At 71.9% G+C, this 17,532-nt stretch carries 15 protein-coding genes; 9 read left to right on the top strand and 6 right to left on the bottom strand.

The annotated features are described in order from the left end of the window. From HII36_RS16960 to HII36_RS16940, 5 genes are all read left to right on the top strand, one after another. On the top strand, positions 1-707 hold a 707-nt coding region (locus HII36_RS16960), incomplete at its 5' end, for a hypothetical protein (RefSeq protein WP_173524157.1). Positions 708-723: 16 nt separating this feature from the next. Continuing rightward, the gene (locus HII36_RS16955; protein WP_173524156.1) at positions 724-2,565 is read left to right on the top strand and encodes a serine/threonine-protein kinase; all 1,842 of its coding nucleotides are present in this window, start codon (positions 724-726) and stop codon (positions 2,563-2,565) included. 35 nt (positions 2,566-2,600) lie between these two features. Continuing rightward, positions 2,601-3,827 (top strand): serine/threonine-protein kinase, encoded by a 1,227-nt coding sequence (locus tag HII36_RS16950; protein ID WP_173524155.1) that lies wholly within the window; start codon positions 2,601-2,603, stop codon positions 3,825-3,827. Between the two features lie 266 nt (positions 3,828-4,093). Next, positions 4,094-4,873: an electron transfer flavoprotein subunit beta/FixA family protein gene (locus HII36_RS16945; protein WP_173524154.1), complete on the top strand. Its 780-nt coding sequence runs from the start codon at positions 4,094-4,096 to the stop codon at positions 4,871-4,873. 22 nt (positions 4,874-4,895) lie between these two features. Next, positions 4,896-5,849, top strand: a complete 954-nt coding sequence (locus HII36_RS16940) for an electron transfer flavoprotein subunit alpha/FixB family protein (protein WP_173524153.1) — start codon at positions 4,896-4,898, stop codon at positions 5,847-5,849. Positions 5,850-5,960: 111 nt separating this feature from the next. Here HII36_RS16940 and HII36_RS16935 read toward each other — a convergent pair whose 3' ends face one another. The 4 genes from HII36_RS16935 to HII36_RS16920 all read right to left on the bottom strand — a co-directional run bounded on the left by HII36_RS16935 (position 5,961) and on the right by HII36_RS16920 (position 9,836). Then, a complete protein-coding gene (locus HII36_RS16935) occupies positions 5,961-6,758 on the bottom strand; it encodes an ABC transporter permease (RefSeq protein WP_173524152.1) in 798 nt (265 codons plus the stop codon). After that, a complete protein-coding gene (locus HII36_RS16930; protein ID WP_328807746.1) occupies positions 6,755-7,675 on the bottom strand; it encodes an ABC transporter ATP-binding protein in 921 nt (306 codons plus the stop codon). Before HII36_RS16930 ends, HII36_RS16935 begins: the two co-directional genes overlap by 4 nt. A gap of 97 nt (positions 7,676-7,772) precedes the next feature. Further along, on the bottom strand, positions 7,773-8,987 hold the full coding sequence (locus HII36_RS16925; RefSeq protein ID WP_173524150.1) for an MFS transporter: 1,215 nt from the start codon (positions 8,985-8,987) through the stop codon (positions 7,773-7,775). Between the two features lie 339 nt (positions 8,988-9,326). Further along, positions 9,327-9,836, bottom strand: a complete 510-nt coding sequence (locus tag HII36_RS16920) for a TetR/AcrR family transcriptional regulator (protein ID WP_173524149.1) — start codon at positions 9,834-9,836, stop codon at positions 9,327-9,329. Positions 9,837-9,935: 99 nt separating this feature from the next. On the opposite strand from HII36_RS16920, the gene HII36_RS16915 reads away from it, so the two are divergent. Continuing rightward, on the top strand, positions 9,936-11,054 hold the full coding sequence (locus HII36_RS16915) for a cysteine desulfurase family protein (RefSeq protein WP_217369611.1): 1,119 nt from the start codon (positions 9,936-9,938) through the stop codon (positions 11,052-11,054). A gap of 22 nt (positions 11,055-11,076) precedes the next feature. Here HII36_RS16915 and HII36_RS16910 read toward each other — a convergent pair whose 3' ends face one another. Then, positions 11,077-12,129 (bottom strand): DUF695 domain-containing protein, encoded by a 1,053-nt coding sequence (locus HII36_RS16910; protein WP_173524148.1) that lies wholly within the window; start codon positions 12,127-12,129, stop codon positions 11,077-11,079. A 67-nt stretch (positions 12,130-12,196) separates the two neighbouring features. On the opposite strand from HII36_RS16910, the gene mnmA reads away from it, so the two are divergent. Next, positions 12,197-13,261, top strand: coding sequence for a tRNA 2-thiouridine(34) synthase MnmA (gene mnmA, locus HII36_RS16905; protein WP_173524147.1), 1,065 nt, complete (start codon positions 12,197-12,199; stop codon positions 13,259-13,261). 4 nt (positions 13,262-13,265) lie between these two features. Here mnmA and HII36_RS16900 read toward each other — a convergent pair whose 3' ends face one another. Then, complete coding sequence (locus HII36_RS16900) at positions 13,266-13,898, bottom strand: MBL fold metallo-hydrolase (RefSeq protein WP_173524146.1); 633 nt, start codon at positions 13,896-13,898, stop codon at positions 13,266-13,268. Positions 13,899-13,922: 24 nt separating this feature from the next. Here HII36_RS16900 and HII36_RS16895 point away from each other — a divergent pair, with 24 nt between their 5' ends. After that, positions 13,923-14,906 (top strand): methionine synthase, encoded by a 984-nt coding sequence (locus HII36_RS16895; protein ID WP_173524145.1) that lies wholly within the window; start codon positions 13,923-13,925, stop codon positions 14,904-14,906. A gap of 141 nt (positions 14,907-15,047) precedes the next feature. Beyond that, the gene (gene ligA / locus HII36_RS16890) at positions 15,048-17,243 is read left to right on the top strand and encodes an NAD-dependent DNA ligase LigA (protein ID WP_173524144.1); all 2,196 of its coding nucleotides are present in this window, start codon (positions 15,048-15,050) and stop codon (positions 17,241-17,243) included. Positions 17,244-17,532 lie beyond the last annotated feature (289 nt).

Here is a 17,532-nt window from a genome sequence, read left to right as displayed (position 1 = left end):
CCCCGATGCAGCCCCCGCCCTACATCCCGGCGCAGCCGCAGTTCGCGCCCGACCCGGGCACCAAGCGGGAGCCGTTCATCCCGGGCGCGGTGGCGGGGCAGCCGCTGGCGCGCTCACACGCCTACGGCGTGGCGAGCGCGATGCTGCTGGTGCTCATGATCGTGGCGGCCGTCATGGCGCCGGTGCTGGTGGCCGTGGTGGCGATCCCGGTCGCGGTGCTGCTGCGCGCCGCCGACCTGGCCCAGCCCGAGCTGCACACGCGCCGTCCTGCCGGTTCGGCCGCGCTCGACGTGCTGCGGGTGTTCGCCTACCCGTACGCGCTGGCCAAGTCGGCCGGCATCACGCTGGCGCTGGTACTGTACGCGCTCATCCTCGGCCTGCCCGTGACCCTGCTGCTCAGCGTGGTGGTCAAGACCGATCCGTCCAACGCCCTGGCGTGGGGCGCCGCGGTAGCGTTGTGGACCGTGTGCGCCGGGCCCGGCGTCGAGGGCCCGGGCAGGCAGATGCGCAGAACGTTGTCATCCCTCGTACCCTCGAGAACAGCGGCGATGGTGATGGCCGGGGTTCTCGCGGCGGGGGCCGCGCTCTCGCTGATCCTCGCCTACAGCACGTTCGGGGACCGTTCAAGGGAGGCCGTATGGGCTCCGGTAGATGTCGGCTGGTTGGAGACACAGCTCACCGACCTGAGGGGGAATTCCGGGGGATGACGCGGGTGAGGTGGCGATGAGCACGCAGGCACCAGAGCGGCTCGGCCCGTACCGGCTCGTCAGGAAGATCGGCGAGGGCGGCATGGGCGTCGTCCACCTCGGGCTCGACACCGAGGGCCGCGAAGTGGCCATCAAGGTGCTGCACCCGCACGTGGCCGCCGACCTCAAGGCGCGCGACCGGCTGACCCGCGAGGTCGAGACCATGCGCAGGGTGCGCAGCCCGAACGTGGCCGAGGTGATCGACGCCGAGCTGGTGGGGGGCCAGCCGTACGTCGTCACCCGCTTCGCGCCCGGCCGCACGCTGGAGGACACCGTGCTGGCCGACGGGCCGCTGCCGGCCCGCGAGCTCATCCGCCTGGCGCAGGGCCTGTGCCAGGCGCTGGTGGCCATCCACGCGGCCGACGTGATCCACCGCGACTTCAAGCCGTCGAACGTCATGCTGGTCGAGGGCGAGCCGCTGGTCATCGACTTCGGCATCGCCCACCTGGTGAACGCCACCAGGCTCACCCAGACCGGCATGTTCGTCGGCACGCCGGGCTATCTCGCGCCCGAGATCATCCGCGACTCGGAGATCACCCAGGCGGCCGACGTGCACGCGCTGGCCTCGACGGTGTTCTTCGCCGCCGTGGGCGCGCCGCCGTTCGGCACCGGCACGTTCGAGGCGGTCTGCTTCAACATCATGGAAGGCCGGGCCCAGCTCGACAAGGCGCCGGCCTGGCTGCGCGGCTGGCTCGGCCGGGCGCTGAACGTCGAGGCCACCGCCCGTCCCGGGGCCAAAGAGCTGCTGCGCATGTCCAGGGAGCTCGACCCGTCGGTGACCACGTTCCACGAGACGGCGCTCGAAGGCCCGACGGGCACCAAGCGCATGGGCGGCGGCACGCGGCAGATGGACAGCTTCGCCGACCTGCTGCCGCCGGTGGAGTACGGCACGCCGCAGCGTGAGGAGCGCAGGCCCAGGCCCGAGGAGCGCAAGCCCAGGCGCGAGGAGCGGCGGCGCGAGGAGCAGCCGCCGCCGTACGTGCCCGCGCCGATGCCGGGCAGGCCGCCGGCGCCGCGTCCCGACCAGCGTGTCGCGGGCTACGGCCCGCCGCCGCCCGCGACGCAGCCGCCGCCCTACGTCCCCGCCCCGGCGCCGCGGGCGGCCGCGCCACCGGCCGCCGCGCCGCGTTACACGCCGCCGTCGGAACGCAAGCGTTACCTGTTCGGCAGCCAGCTCGTCGGCCTGCTCCTGCTGGTCACGCTGGTCGCGCTGACGGTGATGATGCCGGTCGCGGTGAGCGCGGTGGCCATCGCGCTGGCGGTGGTGCTGCGGGTGGGCGAATACCTGTTCGGCGACCTGGTCAAGCGGCGGCAACTGCGCGGCAGCAGCCCGAGCGACGGGCTGCTGGCCGTGCTCGGCACGCCGTGGGCGCTGGTCAAGTCGGCGCTCGTGACCACGGTGCACGTCCCGCTGGCGATGTTGTTCGGCTTCTGCGTGTGGGGCGCGCTGCGGTGGGGCGGCAACATGGACATCAACCCCGCCGCGGCGTACGCGGCCGGGGCGTTCGCCGCGGGGCTGTTCGTGCTGCCCGGCGGCGGGGCGCCGCGCAAGGCCGTCACGCGCTCGCTGACCGGCGTGCTGCGCTCGCCGGGCGCGGCGCTGGTGGCGGTCCTGCTGGTGGGTACGGCCGCGTTGTTCGCGGTGATGTTCGCCATGGGCCAGGAGACGGTCTGGTCGCCGTGGCGGGAGCCGAAGACCGTCATCGACGAACTGACCAGCGAGGCGCGTAACAGCGTGACGGGCCTGCTGTCCGGGCTGTTCCAGGACCTGCTCGACGGATTGCGATCCGGGCTGGGGTCCATGCTGCCCTGGAACTGAGTGTCCGCGCGGGCCGGTGAGGGGAGAGAAGAGGTATGAGCGAGCACCTCGGCCCGTACGAGCTTCTCTCCAGGCTCGGGGCAGGCGGTTTCGGCGAGGTGCACCTGGCGCTCGACGCCGAGGGCCGCACGGTCGCGGTCAAGGTGCTGCACCCGCACGTGGCGGCCGACGTGGCCGCGGTGTCCAGGCTGGCCCGCGAGGTCGAGACGATGCGCAGGGTCGGCGGCCCGCACGTGGCCGAGGTGCTCGACGCCTCGCTGGCGGGCGCCAGACCCTACCTGGTCACGCGGTACGTCCAGGGCCGCCCGCTGAGCGCGGTGCCGGTGCCGGTGGAGGACCTGGGCCGGCTGGCGAGCGGGCTGGCCGACGCCCTGCTGGCCATGCACGAGGCAGGCGTCGTGCACCGCGATCTCAAGCCGGCCAACGTGATGATGACCGAGGGCGAACCCGTCGTCATCGACTTCGGCATCGCCAGCGCGCTCGACTCGCTGTCCGTGACGGCCTCGGGCGCGGTGGTGGGCACGCCCGGCTACCTGGCCCCCGAGGTGCTCGAAGGCGGCGCGGCGGGCATGGCGGCCGACGTGTTCTCCTTCGGCGCCACGCTGGCCTACGCGGCCACCGGACGCCAGCCGTACGGCCAGGGCCCCGCCTCGGCGGTCGCCTACCGCGTGGTGCACCACGAGCCCGACCTGGACGGCGCGCCCGAGTGGCTGGCGCCGCTGTTACGCGACTGCCTGGCCACCGATCCGGCGCTGCGTCCCACGGCCGCGCAGATCCGCGCCAGGCTCGACGGCGCCCCGGTGCCCAAGGCGCGGCGCGCGGCACGCAGGAAGGTCGCCACGGTCGCGCCGCCGCCACGCGAGCACGACGACCTGGCCACCAGGGAGTGGCGTCCTGGTCAGGAGCGGCGGCGCGAGAGCGTGGAGGAGTCGCGGGCCCGGCACCGGGAGAAGATTCGCAGGTGGTGGCTGGTCGGCTCGGCGTTGTTCGTGTCGCTGTTGGCCGCCGCGGCGCGTGAGCCGCTGCCCGAGGTGTCGTTGTTCCTGCTGTCGGCGTTCGCGCTGGTCGTGGTGGTCGACGCGGGGGTGGCGCTGTTCTCGCGCAGCCCGTTCAGACGCGGACGCATGATCATGGACCTGCTCGGCGTGGCCGGCGCGGTGGGGCTGTGCCTGGCGCTGAGCACGTTCTTCAGCACGTTCACGCTGGCCCTGTTCGCCGGTACTGCGCTGGTGGTGGGCATCGTGTTCCTGGTCTCGGCTTGATCGCGATTTCCGATCGACCCCATAGACCGGAAACGGAACAAAGTTCGGTAGGGTGGGGTGTGGTACGGCTTTTCGCGCGAACCGCACAAGCTGCGGGTTTGCGCGTAAGCTACCCATGGGTAACATGACCGCGGGAGCCAGGGCTAGCCTCTGACCCACCCTCTGTCACGAGCCTCATGGGCACCTGGCAGTCTGGACAGGATGCATCCGGCGCCCATCGCAACGTCGCGGTGGCGCACGCGAACACGGGAGGTCGGCCACCGGCCATGAACATCGTCGTCTGCGTGAAGCAGGTCCCCGACACGGCGACCGAGCGCAAGCTGCGGTCCGATGACAAGACGCTCGACCGCGACGCCGTCGACGGCGTGGTGAACGAGCTTGACGAGTATGCGGTCGAGGAGGCGCTGAAGCTCAAGGAAGCCCATGGCGGTGAGGTCACCGTTCTGACCATGGGTCCTGGCAAGGCCACCGAGACCATCCGCAAGGCCCTGGCCATGGGCGCCGACAAGGCCGTCCACCTGAGCGACGACGCCCTGCACGGCTCCGACGCGCTGTCCACCTCGTACGCCATGGCCCAGGTGCTCAAGAAGATCGGGTTCGACCTGGTCATCCTGGGCTCCGAGTCGACCGACGCCCGCACCGGCGTGCTGCCCGCGATGCTGGCCGAGCGCCTCGGCACGCCGCAGCTCACGTTGGCCAACAAGGTCGACGTGGCGGGCTCCTCGATCAGCGTCCAGCGTCTGACCGACTACGGCTACGACAAGGTCGAGGCCTCGCTGCCGGCCGTCGTGTCGGTGGTCGAGAAGATCAACGAGCCGCGTTACCCGTCCTTCAAGGGCATCATGGCGGCCAAGAAGAAGCCGGTCGAGACGCTGGCCATCGCCGACGCCGAGATCGACGGCGCGCAGGTGGGCCTGGGCGCCGCCTGGTCCGAGGTCGTCGAGTTCGCCGCCGCCCCGCCGCGCGCGGCCGGCACCATCGTCAAGGACGAGGGCGACGGAGGCCAGAAGGCCGCCGACTTCCTCGCCTCGAAGAAGTTCATCTGAGCACGGGAGAGAACAAGCTGATATGTCGGAGATTCTCGTTCTCGTGGAGCAGGTCGACGGCGAGGTCAAGAAGGTCACGCTCGAACTGCTGACCCTGGCCCGCTCGCTCGGCACGCCCGCCGCCGTCTGGGCGGGGCCCGGCATCACCGCCGAGGCCAAGGCCAAGCTGGCCGAGTACGGCGCGGACAAGATCTACGTCGCCGGTTCCAGCGACGTCGTCGACTACGTGGTCGCGCCCAAGGCCGAGCTGCTGGCCCAGCTCGTCGCCGAGAAGTCGCCCGCCGCCGTGCTCGTGGCCGCCACGGCCGAGGGCAAGGAAGTGGCCGGCCGGCTCGCCGTCAAGACCGACTCCGGCGTCATCACCGACGCCGTCGGGCTGCGCGAGGGCTTCGTGGCCGACCAGTCGATCTTCGGTGGTGGCGTCAACGTGCAGTCGCGCGTGGCCAAGGGCACCCCGATCGTCGCCGTACGCCCGAACTCCACGGCCCCCGAGGCCGCGGCGGGCGCCGGTGCGGAGGAGGAGGTGTCGGTCGCGCTGTCCGACTCCGCCAAGGCCGCCCGCATCGTCGAGCGCGTCAAGCAGGAGAAGGGCGCGCGCCCCGAGCTGACCGAGGCCGCCATCGTGGTCTCCGGCGGCCGCGGCGTGGGCTCTGCCGAGAACTTCTCGGTCATCGAGGGCCTGGCCGACGCGCTGGGCGCGGCCGTGGGCGCCTCGCGCGCCGCCACGGACGCCGGCTGGTACCCGCACCAGTTCCAGGTCGGCCAGACGGGCAAGACCGTCTCGCCGCAGCTGTACATCGCGGCCGGCATCTCCGGCGCGATCCAGCACCGGGCGGGCATGCAGACGGCCAAGACGATCATCGCGATCAACAAGGACCCGGAGGCGCCGATCTTCGAGCTGGCCGACTACGGGGTCGTGGGCGACCTGCACCAGGTCGTCCCGCAGCTGACCGAAGAGGTCGTCAAGCGGAAGTAGCGCGAAACGCCGACGGCGCCGCATCCCTTACGGGTGCGGCGCCGTCGGCGTGCGGCTCCGAGATCAGGCGGCTCCGAGATCAGGCGGCTCGGAGACCAGGTGACTCCGAGGTCAGGCGCGGCGCGGCTCCCAGCGGAAGTACTGGCGGGTGGACAGCAGCCCGACGCCGACCCACAGCAGCGCGATCGCCAGACCGGCGGCCGAGACCTGGAACGACTCCAGGAAGCCCACCTCGGGAGCGGAGTCGACGCTGAAGTCGCGGCCCAGGAACCCGGTGCGCAGCATGCTCACCACCGGGGTCAGCGGCAGCGCCTCGGCGATCCGCTGCCCCCAGTCGGGCAGCGAGGTCAGCGGGACGATCATCCCCGAGCCGAACAGGCTGAGGAACAACACCGGCAGCGCCACCAGCTGGGCCACCTCGTAGTTGGGGATCAGACCGGCCGTGCCGATCGCGAGCGCGGCGAACACGGCCGCGCCGAGCACGAACGCCAGCAGCATGAGCGGGATGTTCGCCGGGACCGGCGCCTTCACCGCCGCGATCGCGTAGCCCAGGATGAGCGCCGCCTGCACCGCACCCACCAGCGTGGCGTGCAGGATGTCGCCGGCGAAGATCGCGCTGGTCGGCAGCGCGCTGCCGCGCAGCCGCTTGTACACCCGCTCCTCACGCCTGACCACGATGCCGGTGGCGATGGTCATGTACGAGAACGGGAACACCACCGCCATCGCGCCCACGGCCGCGTAGACCGTGCCGGGCACGCCGTTCACGCCGCCCTCGATCGTCGGGCCCGAGGTGTAGACGAAGGCCAGGAACAGCGGGAGGAACAGCACGCTGAAGGCCATCCCGCGCTGCCGCAGCAGCACCGTCTGGTTGAGCCGCGCCTGCGCCCACGTCATCGACAACCAGCTCATGCCGCCACCTTCTCCGTCTCCGCCACGTCCAGGAAGATCTCTTCGAGGGACGGCCTGCGTACCTCGAGCGTGCCCAGTTCGATGCGGCGCTCGTGCGCCCAGACCAGCAGCGTGTGCAGGTCCTCCTGCGCCGCGTCGGTCTCCACGGTGAACTCCTCGCCCGACAGCTCGACCGACCGCTTGACCAGGTCGGAGCCGTAAGGCAGATCGGCGGGACCGAAGCCGGCCAGCCTGAAGGTGATGCGCGTGCCGCGCCGGCCGAGCACCTCGGCCAGCGTGCCCTCGGTGACGATCCGGCCCCCGTGCATGATCGCCAGCCGGTGGGCCAGCTGCTCGGCCTCGTCCAGGTAGTGCGTGGTGAGCAGAACGGTCGTGCCCTCGTCGACCATGCCCCTGATCAGCTCCCACACGTTGCGGCGCGCCTCGGGGTCGAGCCCGGTCGTGGGCTCGTCCAGGAACAGCACCTCCGGCCGGCCCAGGACGGCCAGGGCCAGGTCGAGCCGGCGCTTCTCGCCACCGGACAGCTGCGAGACGCGTACCTGCTCGCGGTGCGCCAGGCCGACCCGGCCCAGGACCTCGCGCCGCTCCAGGGCGTGCGGGGTCCAGCGGCGCCAGGCGTCGATGGTCTCGGCCACCGTGAGGTCCTTGTAGAAGCCGGCCTCCTGGTGGACGATGCCGATCCGGTGCCGGACCTGCGCGCGCTCGGCGAACGGGTCGTGGCCGAGCACGCGCACCCGGCCGCCGGTGGGGGCGTGGAAGCCCTCCAGGACGTCCAGGGTGGTCGTCTTGCCCGCGCCGTTGGTGCCCAGCAGCGCGTACAGCTGGCCGCGGCCGACCTCGAAGCCGATCCCCTTGACCGCTTCGAAGTCGCCGTACTTCTGGTGCAGGCCGTGCACCTCGATCGCTGTGGTGTTCACGTCACATACTGTGCCGCCGGACCGGTGGTGGACGGCAGTCGCCGATCTCATCGGTCCCGGCTGAACTTCGCAGCGATCAAGGATGACATTTGTCACCTCATGCGGCGACCTCGGCAGGCTCCCTGACGCGCTCACCCGTGGCCTGCTCCGCCGGCCGGGGCGCGACGGTCAGGGCGGGCTCGGCGCGCGGCAGGAAGCGGGCGGCCAGCGCGATCAGCACGCCGAGCACGACCGCCAGCGACAGCGCCGTGTGCAGGGACGTGGCGTCCGACAGGAAGCCGATGGCCACCGGGCCGAGCAGCAGCCCGGCGTAGCCCATGGCGCCCGCCTGAGCGATGGCCGGGCCCGGGTTGGCGGTGGCGGTGCCGGCCAGCGACAACGTCATCGGCGAGATCGTCGCCACGCCGAGTCCGACGAAGAACATCGCGAACAGCGCCACCGTCGGCACGGGCCCGGCCAGCACGACCGTGAAGAACCCGGCCGTGGCCAGGCCGGAGACGGTCATCATGCCGCGTACGCCGAACCTGGCGCGCAGCCGGTCGCCGGTGAGCCTGGCGATCAGCATGCCGACCTCGAAGATCGGGTAGCCGAGCGCGGCCAGGGCCTCGGGGGCGCCCAGCTCGTCCCGCATGTACAGGCCGTTCCAGTCGGCCACGGTGCCCTCGACCATGAAGGCGAAGAACATGATCGCGCCGAGCAGGTAGACGATCGCGGGCATCCGCCGTCCCGCCTTGCCCGCCGCCGTCTCGGCCCGCTGGTCCGGCAGGTACGTACGGCCGAGCAGGATCATCACGGGCAGCGAGACGAGCGCGACCAGCATCACGTTGGCCGTGAACGACAGGCCCAGCGCGATGGCCAGGCTGCCCAGGCCGCCGGCCGCGATGGCGCCGACGCACCAGCCCGCGTGCATGCCGTTCATCAGCGGACGGCCGTGGGCCTGCTCGACCGTGGAGCCCTGGGCGTTCATGGCGATGTCGACGGTGCCGAAGGCCATGCCGAAGAACGCGGCGGCGGCCAGCAGCAGCGGCAGGTCGGGCGCGAACGCCACGGCCGGCAGGCCGAGCGCGGTCAGGGGTCCGCCGATCCGCAGGACCGTCCTGCTGCCGGCCCTGGCCATCACGCGCCGCATGGACTGCATGGTCACCAAGGCGCCCAGGCCCCACACGAGCAGGATCGCGCCGACCGTGGACTCGGACAGGCCGAGTTTGTCGGTCAGCGCGGGGATGCGCACGGTCATCGTGCCCACCATCAGGCCGGCAAGGACGAAGGTGAGAACCGCCCCGTTACGGGCGGTCCTCAGGTCGCGGGTCATCAGCGCACCTCACAAGTCGCAATATGTCGTCATAAATCGGGCGCCCCGAGGCGGGACGGGTCTGGACGGGGATCCCTGAGCACGGCGACCGGCCGCGCGGGGGCTTCGGCGGCTCGCCGAACAGGAAGGGCAGGAGGGGAGGGCAGGAAGGGCGGGGATGCGGTCCGGACGAGGGGCCGGGCTTCTGTGAGCGGCGCGCGGGCTCGGGCCGCCCATGTGAGCCTCACGGTGGCCGGCGGCCTCGCGCTGGTCCTCGCAGGCTCGTGCCCGTGTTGGTCCTTACCGGCTCGCGCCGGCCCCGGCGCTCGGGGTGGCCGGTCGGCGGGATGGGAGCCGCTCTCAGCCGGGTTTGAGCAGGGCTCTCAGCCGGGTGTCGAGTGCCCGCAGGTCGCTCTCGCCGTTCAGCCCCGGGTCGTGGCTGGCCACGTCCCAGAGCCCCTCACAGGCGAGCCGGACGATCTGCGACGCCAGCGGGTCGGGCTCCTCGCCCAGCCCCTCGCGGTGCCAGCGGGCCATCGCCTCGCGCAGCGGCGTGAGCAGGTAGATGTTGCCCGACGCGCTCGTGACGACGGCCCAGCGTCGCAGCCGCCCCGAACGGACGGCGGCCAGCGTGGCGCCCAGGTAGCGCTCGGTGTAGGTGGCGTCGGGCTGCTCGGCGATGAGCTGGTCGAACTCCTCGATGAGCCGCTCGACCATGCCCTTGATCAGGGCTTCCTTCGTGCTGAAGTGGTAGAGCAGCCCGCCCTTGCTCACGCCGGCGCGGTCGGCCACGGCGGAGAGGGTGAGCGCGGTCGAGCCCAGGTCGCAGAGGAGTTCCTCAGCGGCATCCAGAAGCTCGTCCCGTCTCATGCGTTCTACTGTACCGTCCGGACGGTACAGTGGCAAACGAGATACCCTGGCCGGGTGAATCAACCGTCGGCCTACCTAGATCATGCGGCGACCACGCCCATGCTGCCCGAGGCGATCGAGGCCATGACGGAGCAACTCAAACGCGTGGGCAACGCCTCCTCCCTGCACGCCGCCGGCCGCCGGGCCCGCCGGGTGGTCGAGGAGTCACGCGAGACCATCGCCGACGCACTGGGCGCCAGGCCGAGCGAGGTCGTGTTCACCTCGGGCGGCACCGAGGCCGACAACCTCGCGGTCAAGGGCCTGTACTGGGCGCGCGCACCCAGGAAACGGATCCTGATCAGCTCGATCGAGCACCACGCCGCGCTCGACCCGGCGAGCTGGCTGGCCGACAGCCAGGGCGCCGAGGTGGAGCCGCTGGCGGTCGACGAGTACGGCCAGGTGCGCCCCGAGACGCTGCGCGCGGCCATCGAACGCGATCCCGACGACGTCGCCATGATCAGCGTCATGTGGGCCAACAACGAGGTCGGCACCGTGCAGCCGGTCCACGTGCTGGCCGCGATCGCGCACGACCACGGCATCCCGTTCCACACCGACGCGGTGCAGGCGGTCGGGCAGCTGCCGGTGTCGTTCAGCGAGTCGGGCGTCGACGCGCTCACCATGACCGGGCACAAGGTCGGCGGCCCGATGGGGGTCGGCGCGCTGCTGCTGGCCAGGGGGCTGACCCCGGTGTCCGTGCAGCACGGCGGCGGCCAGGAGCGCGACGTGCGCTCCGGCACGCTCGACGCGCCCGCCGTCGCCGGGCTCGCCGCGGCCGTCAGCACGGCGGTCAAGGAGCAGGAGGCGCTGCGGCGGCGGCTCACCGCGCTGCGCGACGAGCTGATCGAGCGGGTCCGCGCGGCCGTGCCCGACGTGGTGCTCAACGGCCACCCGGCCGAGCGGCTGCCGGGCAACGCGCACTTCTCCTTCCCTGGGTGCGAGGGAGACGCGCTGCTCATGCTGCTCGACGCCAAGGGCGTGGAGTGCTCGACCGGCTCGGCCTGCTCGGCCGGGGTGTCGCAGCCCTCACACGTGCTGCTGGCCATGGGCGCCGACGCGGCGGCGGCCAGGGGGTCGCTCAGGTTCACCCTGGGCCACACCTCCACCAGGGCCGATGTCGACCGGCTGATCGAGGTGCTGCCCGCGGCCGTCGAGCGGGCCAGGCGGGCCGGGCTCAGCTAGCCCGCCCGGCCGGCTCCGGGCCTCAGTTGAGGAAGGGCGCCACGGCCGACCACGAGGGGTCGCTCGCCACGTCGACCGTGGGCTCGCCCTCCTCCCAGCTCACGATCAGCTCCTTGGCGTGGATCGCCGCCTCGCCTGTCGGGTCGGCGTAGACGTGGATGACCCGGTGGCTCTCCGCGCTCAGGTGCGCGGCGAGCACCGCGTCGCTGTGCAGTTTGAGCAGGCGGGCGGCCAGCCGCTCCTCGAAGTCGCGCAGCGCGGCCAGCGAGTCGCCGACGGGCAGGCCGTTCTCGTCGCGGTGCGCGTACGGCAGCGTGATGGCGATGTGCTGGTCGAACAGCGGATGGTCGACCTGGCGCAGCGGGTAGCGCGCGGTGGCGATCAGCGGGGCGCCGCCGGCCGTCTGGCCTTCGAGCAGCACCCACTGCTCCTCCTCGTAACCCGAGGCCAGGTCGGCGACCACGGCGGGCAGGTGCACGGCGGCCACCGAGTCGATCGGCTGGAACGTGGCCGCGGTGATCTCGCCCACCCAGCGGGCCACGTCGTCTTCGCCGAGCAGCCAGTCGAGCGCCAGCAGCGTGGCCTCCATCCTGGTGTCCTCGTCGAGCTCGCCGAAGATCGGGTGGTAGGCGGCCACGTCGACGCGGGGCGCGCCTCTCGGCACGCGCAGGCCGAGCATGAGCTTGTCGAGTGCGAACTCGTAGCCGCCGACGTCGAGGGTGAGCTCCATCGCCTGCGGGTTGGCCTGGCGCGACGGGTGGAACTCCCACAGCAGGTCGGACTCGGGCGCGGCCCTGGCCCACCGGTGCGCCAGCGCGCGCAGCTCGGCGTCTCCCGCCGACGTCACCACCAGCGCGTGCGCGGCGTTCCTGCCCGGCGCCACCTCCCAGACCAGGCCGGGGTGCACCGCCTCGACCGCCGGGGCCAGCCACTCCTGCAGCTCCTCCGCCTGGCCGGCGGCCACCGCGGAGTCGATCCTGGGCCGCGCCTCCTGCCACCACGCCCAGAATCCGGCGATGCCGTCGTCAGACCCGGTGGGCTCTTCCTCTTCGTCCTTGCGCCCGAACAGTCGCATGCGCTGAATCCTCCCAGACGGAACCCGTGGCCGCGCACGCCCTGCCGGACAGTACGCTGGAACGGTCATGGGACTGCGTGTGCTTGCCGCCATGTCGGGCGGCGTCGACTCAGCCGTGGCCGCCGCTCGGATCGCCGAGGCCGGTCACGACGTCACTGGTGTGCATCTGGCCTTGTCGGCCAATCCACAATCCCACCGTACGGGGGCCAGGGGCTGTTGCACCATCGAAGACTCGCGTGACGCGCGGCGCGCCGCGGACGTCATCGGCATCCCCTTCTACATCTGGGACATGGCCGAGCGTTTCCAGCGCGATGTGGTCGAGGACTTCGTGGCCGAATACGCCGCGGGCCGCACGCCGAACCCGTGCCTGCGGTGCAACGAGAAGATCAAGTTCGAGGCGGTGCTCGACCGGGCGCTGGCGCTCGGCTTCGACGCCGTCGCCACCGGCCATCACGCCAAGCTGGCCGACGGCGTGTTGTCGCGCAGCGTCGACCAGGGCAAGGACCAGTCGTACGTGCTGGGCGTGCTCACCCGCGAGCAGCTCAGCCACGCGATCTTCCCGCTCGGCGGCTCCACCAAGGCCGAGGTGCGCGAGGAGGCGGCCAGGCGCGGCCTGACCGTCGCCGACAAGCCGGACAGCCACGACATCTGCTTCATCGCCGACGGCGACACGCGCGGCTTCCTGGCCCAGCGGCTCGGCGCGGCGCAAGGGCCGATCGTCGACCAGAGCGGCGAGGTCGTGGGCAGCCACCAGGGCGCGCACGGCTTCACCGTGGGGCAGCGCAAGGGCCTGCACATCGACCGGCCGGCCGCCGACGGCCGGCCACGCTACGTGCTGTCCATCGAGCCGGTGTCCAACACGGTCACGGTCGGGCCGCGGGCGGCGCTGGAGGTCACCACGATCGACTGCGTCCGTCCGGTGTGGAACGGGCCCGCGCGGGCGTCGGGGGAGCTGACCGTGCAGTTGCGCGCGCACGGCGAGGTCTACGGCTGCCGGTTCGAGGAGAGCGACGCCGGCCTGACCGTGCACCTCGACCGCCCGGCCACCGGGGTGGCGGCGGGCCAGGCGGCCGTGCTCTACGCGGGCGACACCGTCATCGGGTCGGCCACGATCCTGTCGTCGCGGCGCTAGGGCCTCAGGGCAGGTCCACCGACTCGCCGATTTTGAGCCTGCGCATGTCGGCGTCCTGCTTGTCCGACTCGAGCTTGAGATAGTTGTCGACCAGGGTCAGGCCGATGTCGTTGAGCAGGCCGTCGTGGGTGGAGTACGCCCGCGCCGGCCGCACGGTGCGCAGGTAGTCGACCATCTCCATGAGCTTCATCCACGGGGCGTTGGTCGGCACCAGCAAGGTAGGGACGTCCACGCCGGGCACCGTCAGCGCGTCGCCGGGGTAGAACACCTCGTCGTCCACCAGGAAGCCGACGTTGCCGACGATCGGCACGTCGGGGTGGTTCTTGGCGTGCCATTCGCCGTAGACCTTGATCGAGAAACCGGCCGCGGTGAAGTCGTCGCCGTGCCGGACGACCTGCACCTTGGCGGGGACGTCGGTCAGCTCGTTCGCGACGCCCTCGCACGTCCAGACCTCCAGGCCGGGCGCGGCGGACCTGAGCCGCTCGACGTCGAGGTGGTCGAAGTGCTGGTGGGTGACGAGCACCGCGTCGGCGCCGTCGAGCACCGGGCCCTCGGTGAACGTGCCCGGGTCGATCACCAGGACCTTGCCGTCCTTCTCCAACCGCACGCACGCGTGGCCGTATTTGGTGAGCTTCATCCTCGAGAGCCTACGCTTGGTCCCATGTCTACGTGGGAAGCCACCGGGGTCGGGTCGCATCCGGGAGAAGATCACCTTGAGGCGGTCCGGGTCGTGTTCGGCGAGGTGCCGGGGCTGCCGTACCTGCCTGAGCTGCCGGCCAGGGGCGTCGGCGCCGACATGATCGGCAGGACGGCCGCGCTGCTCGTCGACCTGCCCGTGGAGGTGCAGCCGTCGGGGTGGCGGCTGACCGACCGGCCGGGGCGCGACCACCAGCGGGCCGTCGACCACCTGCGGCGCGACCTCGACGGGCTCGAGGAGGTCGGGCACGACTACACCGGGCCGCTCAAGCTGCAGGTCTGCGGGCCGTGGACGCTGGCCGCGTCACTGGAGCTGCGGCACGGTGACAAGGCGCTGTCCGATCCTGGCGCCGTCCGCGATCTGACCGACTCGCTCGCGCAGGGGGTGGCCGACCACTGCGCCGAGGTGCGGCGGCGGCTGCCGGGCGTGAGCGAGATCGTGTTGCAGCTCGACGAGCCCGGGCTGCCCGGAGTGCTGGCCGGCACCGTGCCGACCGCCTCCGGGTTCGGGCGGCTGGCCGCCGTCGAGGAGTGGCGGGTGGAGGAGTCGCTGCGGCTGTTCGACCGGCCGCTGGTGCACTGCTGCGCCCGCGCGGTGCCCTTCGCCCTGCTGCGCAGGGCCGGGGTGCGCGGGATCTCCTTGGACGCGTCCCTGCTGGGCAGGCGCGACGAGGACGCGGTCGGCGAGTGCGTCGAGGCCGGGCTCACGCTGCTGCTCGGCGTCGTGCCCGGACGCGACACCCGGCTGCCGGACGTGGGCGTGGTCGCCAAGCCGGCGCTGGAGCTGTGGCGGCGGCTGGGTTTCGCGCCGGAACGGCTGGCCGGACAGGTCGTGCTGACCCCGGCGTGCGGGCTGGCGGGCGCGTCACCGGCGTACGCGCGGGCGGCGCTGGCGGCCTGCCGCAAGGCGGCGCAGGTGCTCAAGGAGGACCCGTCCGGGGAGGGCTGAGCCCGCAGGAAGATCACTGGTAAGCGCTCGATCTGGGATGGGGTCCGGTCCCAGGGTGGCCCGCTCCGGGGGAGTGCTCCTGTCGGTGGTCGGCGGTAGCGTTTGCTCAGGGGTTGTTCGCAGGCCAGAAGGAGACCCGGAGTGAGCGAGCCGAACGTCGGGGGCGTGCCCGTCGCCGCGCTTGAACGTCATGCCGAGCTGAGCAAACTGGTCGAGGACGCTCGCGTCCGCTACTACGTGGAAGACCGGCCCACGGTCAGCGACGCCGAGTTCGACGGCTGGTTCCAGGAGCTGCTCGCCCTGGAGGAGCGCCATCCCGAGCTGCAGACCCCCGACTCGCCCACGCAGAAGGTGGGCGCGGCGGTCTCAGGCGACTTCGCCAAGGTCCAGCACCTGGCGCCGATGGAGAGCCTCGACAACGCCTTCGACGCCGAGGGCATGTCGGGCTGGCAGGCGCGCGCCGCCCGGCTGGCCGAGCGCGAGCCGGGCCCCTACCTGTGCGAGCTGAAGATCGACGGGCTGGCGGTCGCGCTGGTCTACCGCGACGGCCGGCTCGACCGTGCCGCCACCCGCGGCGACGGCCGCACCGGCGAAGACGTCACGGCGAACGTCCGCACGATCAAGGGCGTGCCGCACCGGCTCACCGGCGCCGACGTGCCGAGCCTGATCGAGGTGCGCGGCGAGGTCTACATCCCGGTCGCCGACTTCGAGAAGCTCAACGAGCAGCTCGTCGAGCAGGGCAAGCCGCCGTTCGCCAACCCGCGCAACTGCGCGGCGGGCACGCTGCGGCAGAAGGACTCCCGCATCACCGCGCAGCGGCCGCTGCGCATGCTGGTGCACGGCATCGGGCTGTGGGAGGGCTCGGCGGTGCCGAAGGCGCAGTCCGAGGTCTACGACCGGCTGCGGGAGTTCGGGCTGCCGGTGAGCGATCTCTACCGGGTGGTGCCCGACCTCGACGGCATCAACGGCTACATCGAGCACTACCGCGAGCACCGGCACGATCCGGCGTACGAGATCGACGGCGTGGTGGTCAAGGTCGACGACTTCCGGCTGCAGCGCGAGCTGGGCTCCACCTCGCGGGCCCCGCGCTGGGCGATCGCGTTCAAGTACCCGCCGGAAGAGGTCAACACCAAGCTGCTCGACATCCAGGTGGGCGTCGGGCGCACCGGGCGGGTCACGCCGTTCGCGGTCATGAAGCCGATCGTGGTGGCCGGGTCCACGGTCGAGCGGGCCACCCTGCACAACGCGGCCGTCGTGGTCAAGAAGGGCGTGCTCATCGGCGACACGGTCGTGCTGCGCAAGGCGGGCGACGTGATCCCCGAGATCGTCGGCCCGGTCGCCGACCTGCGCGACGGCTCCGAGCGCGAGTTCGTGATGCCCACGCACTGCCCCGAGTGCGGCACCGAGCTGGCCTACGAGCGCGAGGGCGACGCCGACCTGCGTTGTCCCAACGCCCGCTCGTGCCCGGCGCAGATCCGCGAGCGGCTGTTCTTCGCCGCCGGGCGCAACGCGCTCGACATCGACGGGCTCGGCTACGTCGCGGCCACCGCGCTCTCGCAGCCGATCCCGTCGCAGGAGCCGGTGGTCCGCACCGAGGCCGACCTGTTCGACCTCACGCTCGACAAGCTGATCCCGATCAGGTCCGTGGTGCGCGACCAGGAGATGGGCGGCCTGCCCAAGATCGACCCGAAGACCGGCGAGGAGAAGGTCGTCTCGTTCTTCTCCAACGTCAGCGGCGAGCCCAGCCAGAACGCCCGCAAGGTCCTGGACGAACTGGACAAGGCCAAGCAGGTGCCGCTGTGGCGGGTGCTGGTGGCGCTGTCGATCAGGCACATCGGGCCGCCGACCGCGCAGGCGCTGGCCGGTGAGCTGCGCTCGATCGACACCATCATGAACGCCTCGGTCGAGGAACTGGCCGCGGTCGAGGGCATCGGGCCCAGGGTGGCGGCCACGATCAAGGAGTGGTTCGAGGTCGACTGGCACCGCGAGATCGTCGAGCGGTGGCGGGCGGCCGGGGTGCGCATGGCGGACGAGGGCGTGCCCGCGCCCAAGGGGCCGCAGACCCTCGAAGGGCTCACGTTCGTGGTCACCGGAACCCTGGCCGGCTACACCCGCGACGCGGCGGGCGAGGCGATCTCCCAGCGGGGCGGCAAGGTGGCGGGGTCGGTGTCGAAGAAGACGTCGTTCCTGGTGGCCGGGGAGAACGCGGGGTCGAAGTACGACAAGGCGGTCGGGCTGGGGGTGCCGATCCTCGACGAGGCGGGCTTCGAGACGCTGCTGAACGAAGGGCCTGAGGCGGCGGGGCGGGTCGCGGTCACACCCGAGGCGGAGGGGTAACCGCCGGGCCGGGTCCGCCGTGGACTCGGCGCGCTGAAGGAGGCGGGGTCTCCCGGAGGGCCGCACGGCCTTTCCGTGTGCCGGTCTCTTGGCGTGCGCGGGTCTTTGAGCGCGTACGCGGTTCCCGCGCGTACGCGGGTACGGCCGGGTTGTAGGCGAAGAGTGGGTGGGTGGCTACATTGAGTGGTTTTTGGGTATATGTCGGAAAGGAGAAGTGACGGAACGTACGCGCTTGGTTTCGCGAAGTGGGGTGAAGGCCGTACCCTCCCATAGTGACGCTAATGGGGGT

Source organism: Nonomuraea antri (assembly GCF_013283785.1).
In the GTDB taxonomy this organism is placed as follows: domain Bacteria; phylum Actinomycetota; class Actinomycetes; order Streptosporangiales; family Streptosporangiaceae; genus Nonomuraea; species Nonomuraea antri.
The sequence above is the reverse complement of the archived record's forward strand: the minus strand, read 5'-3'. Positions and strand labels throughout refer to the sequence as shown.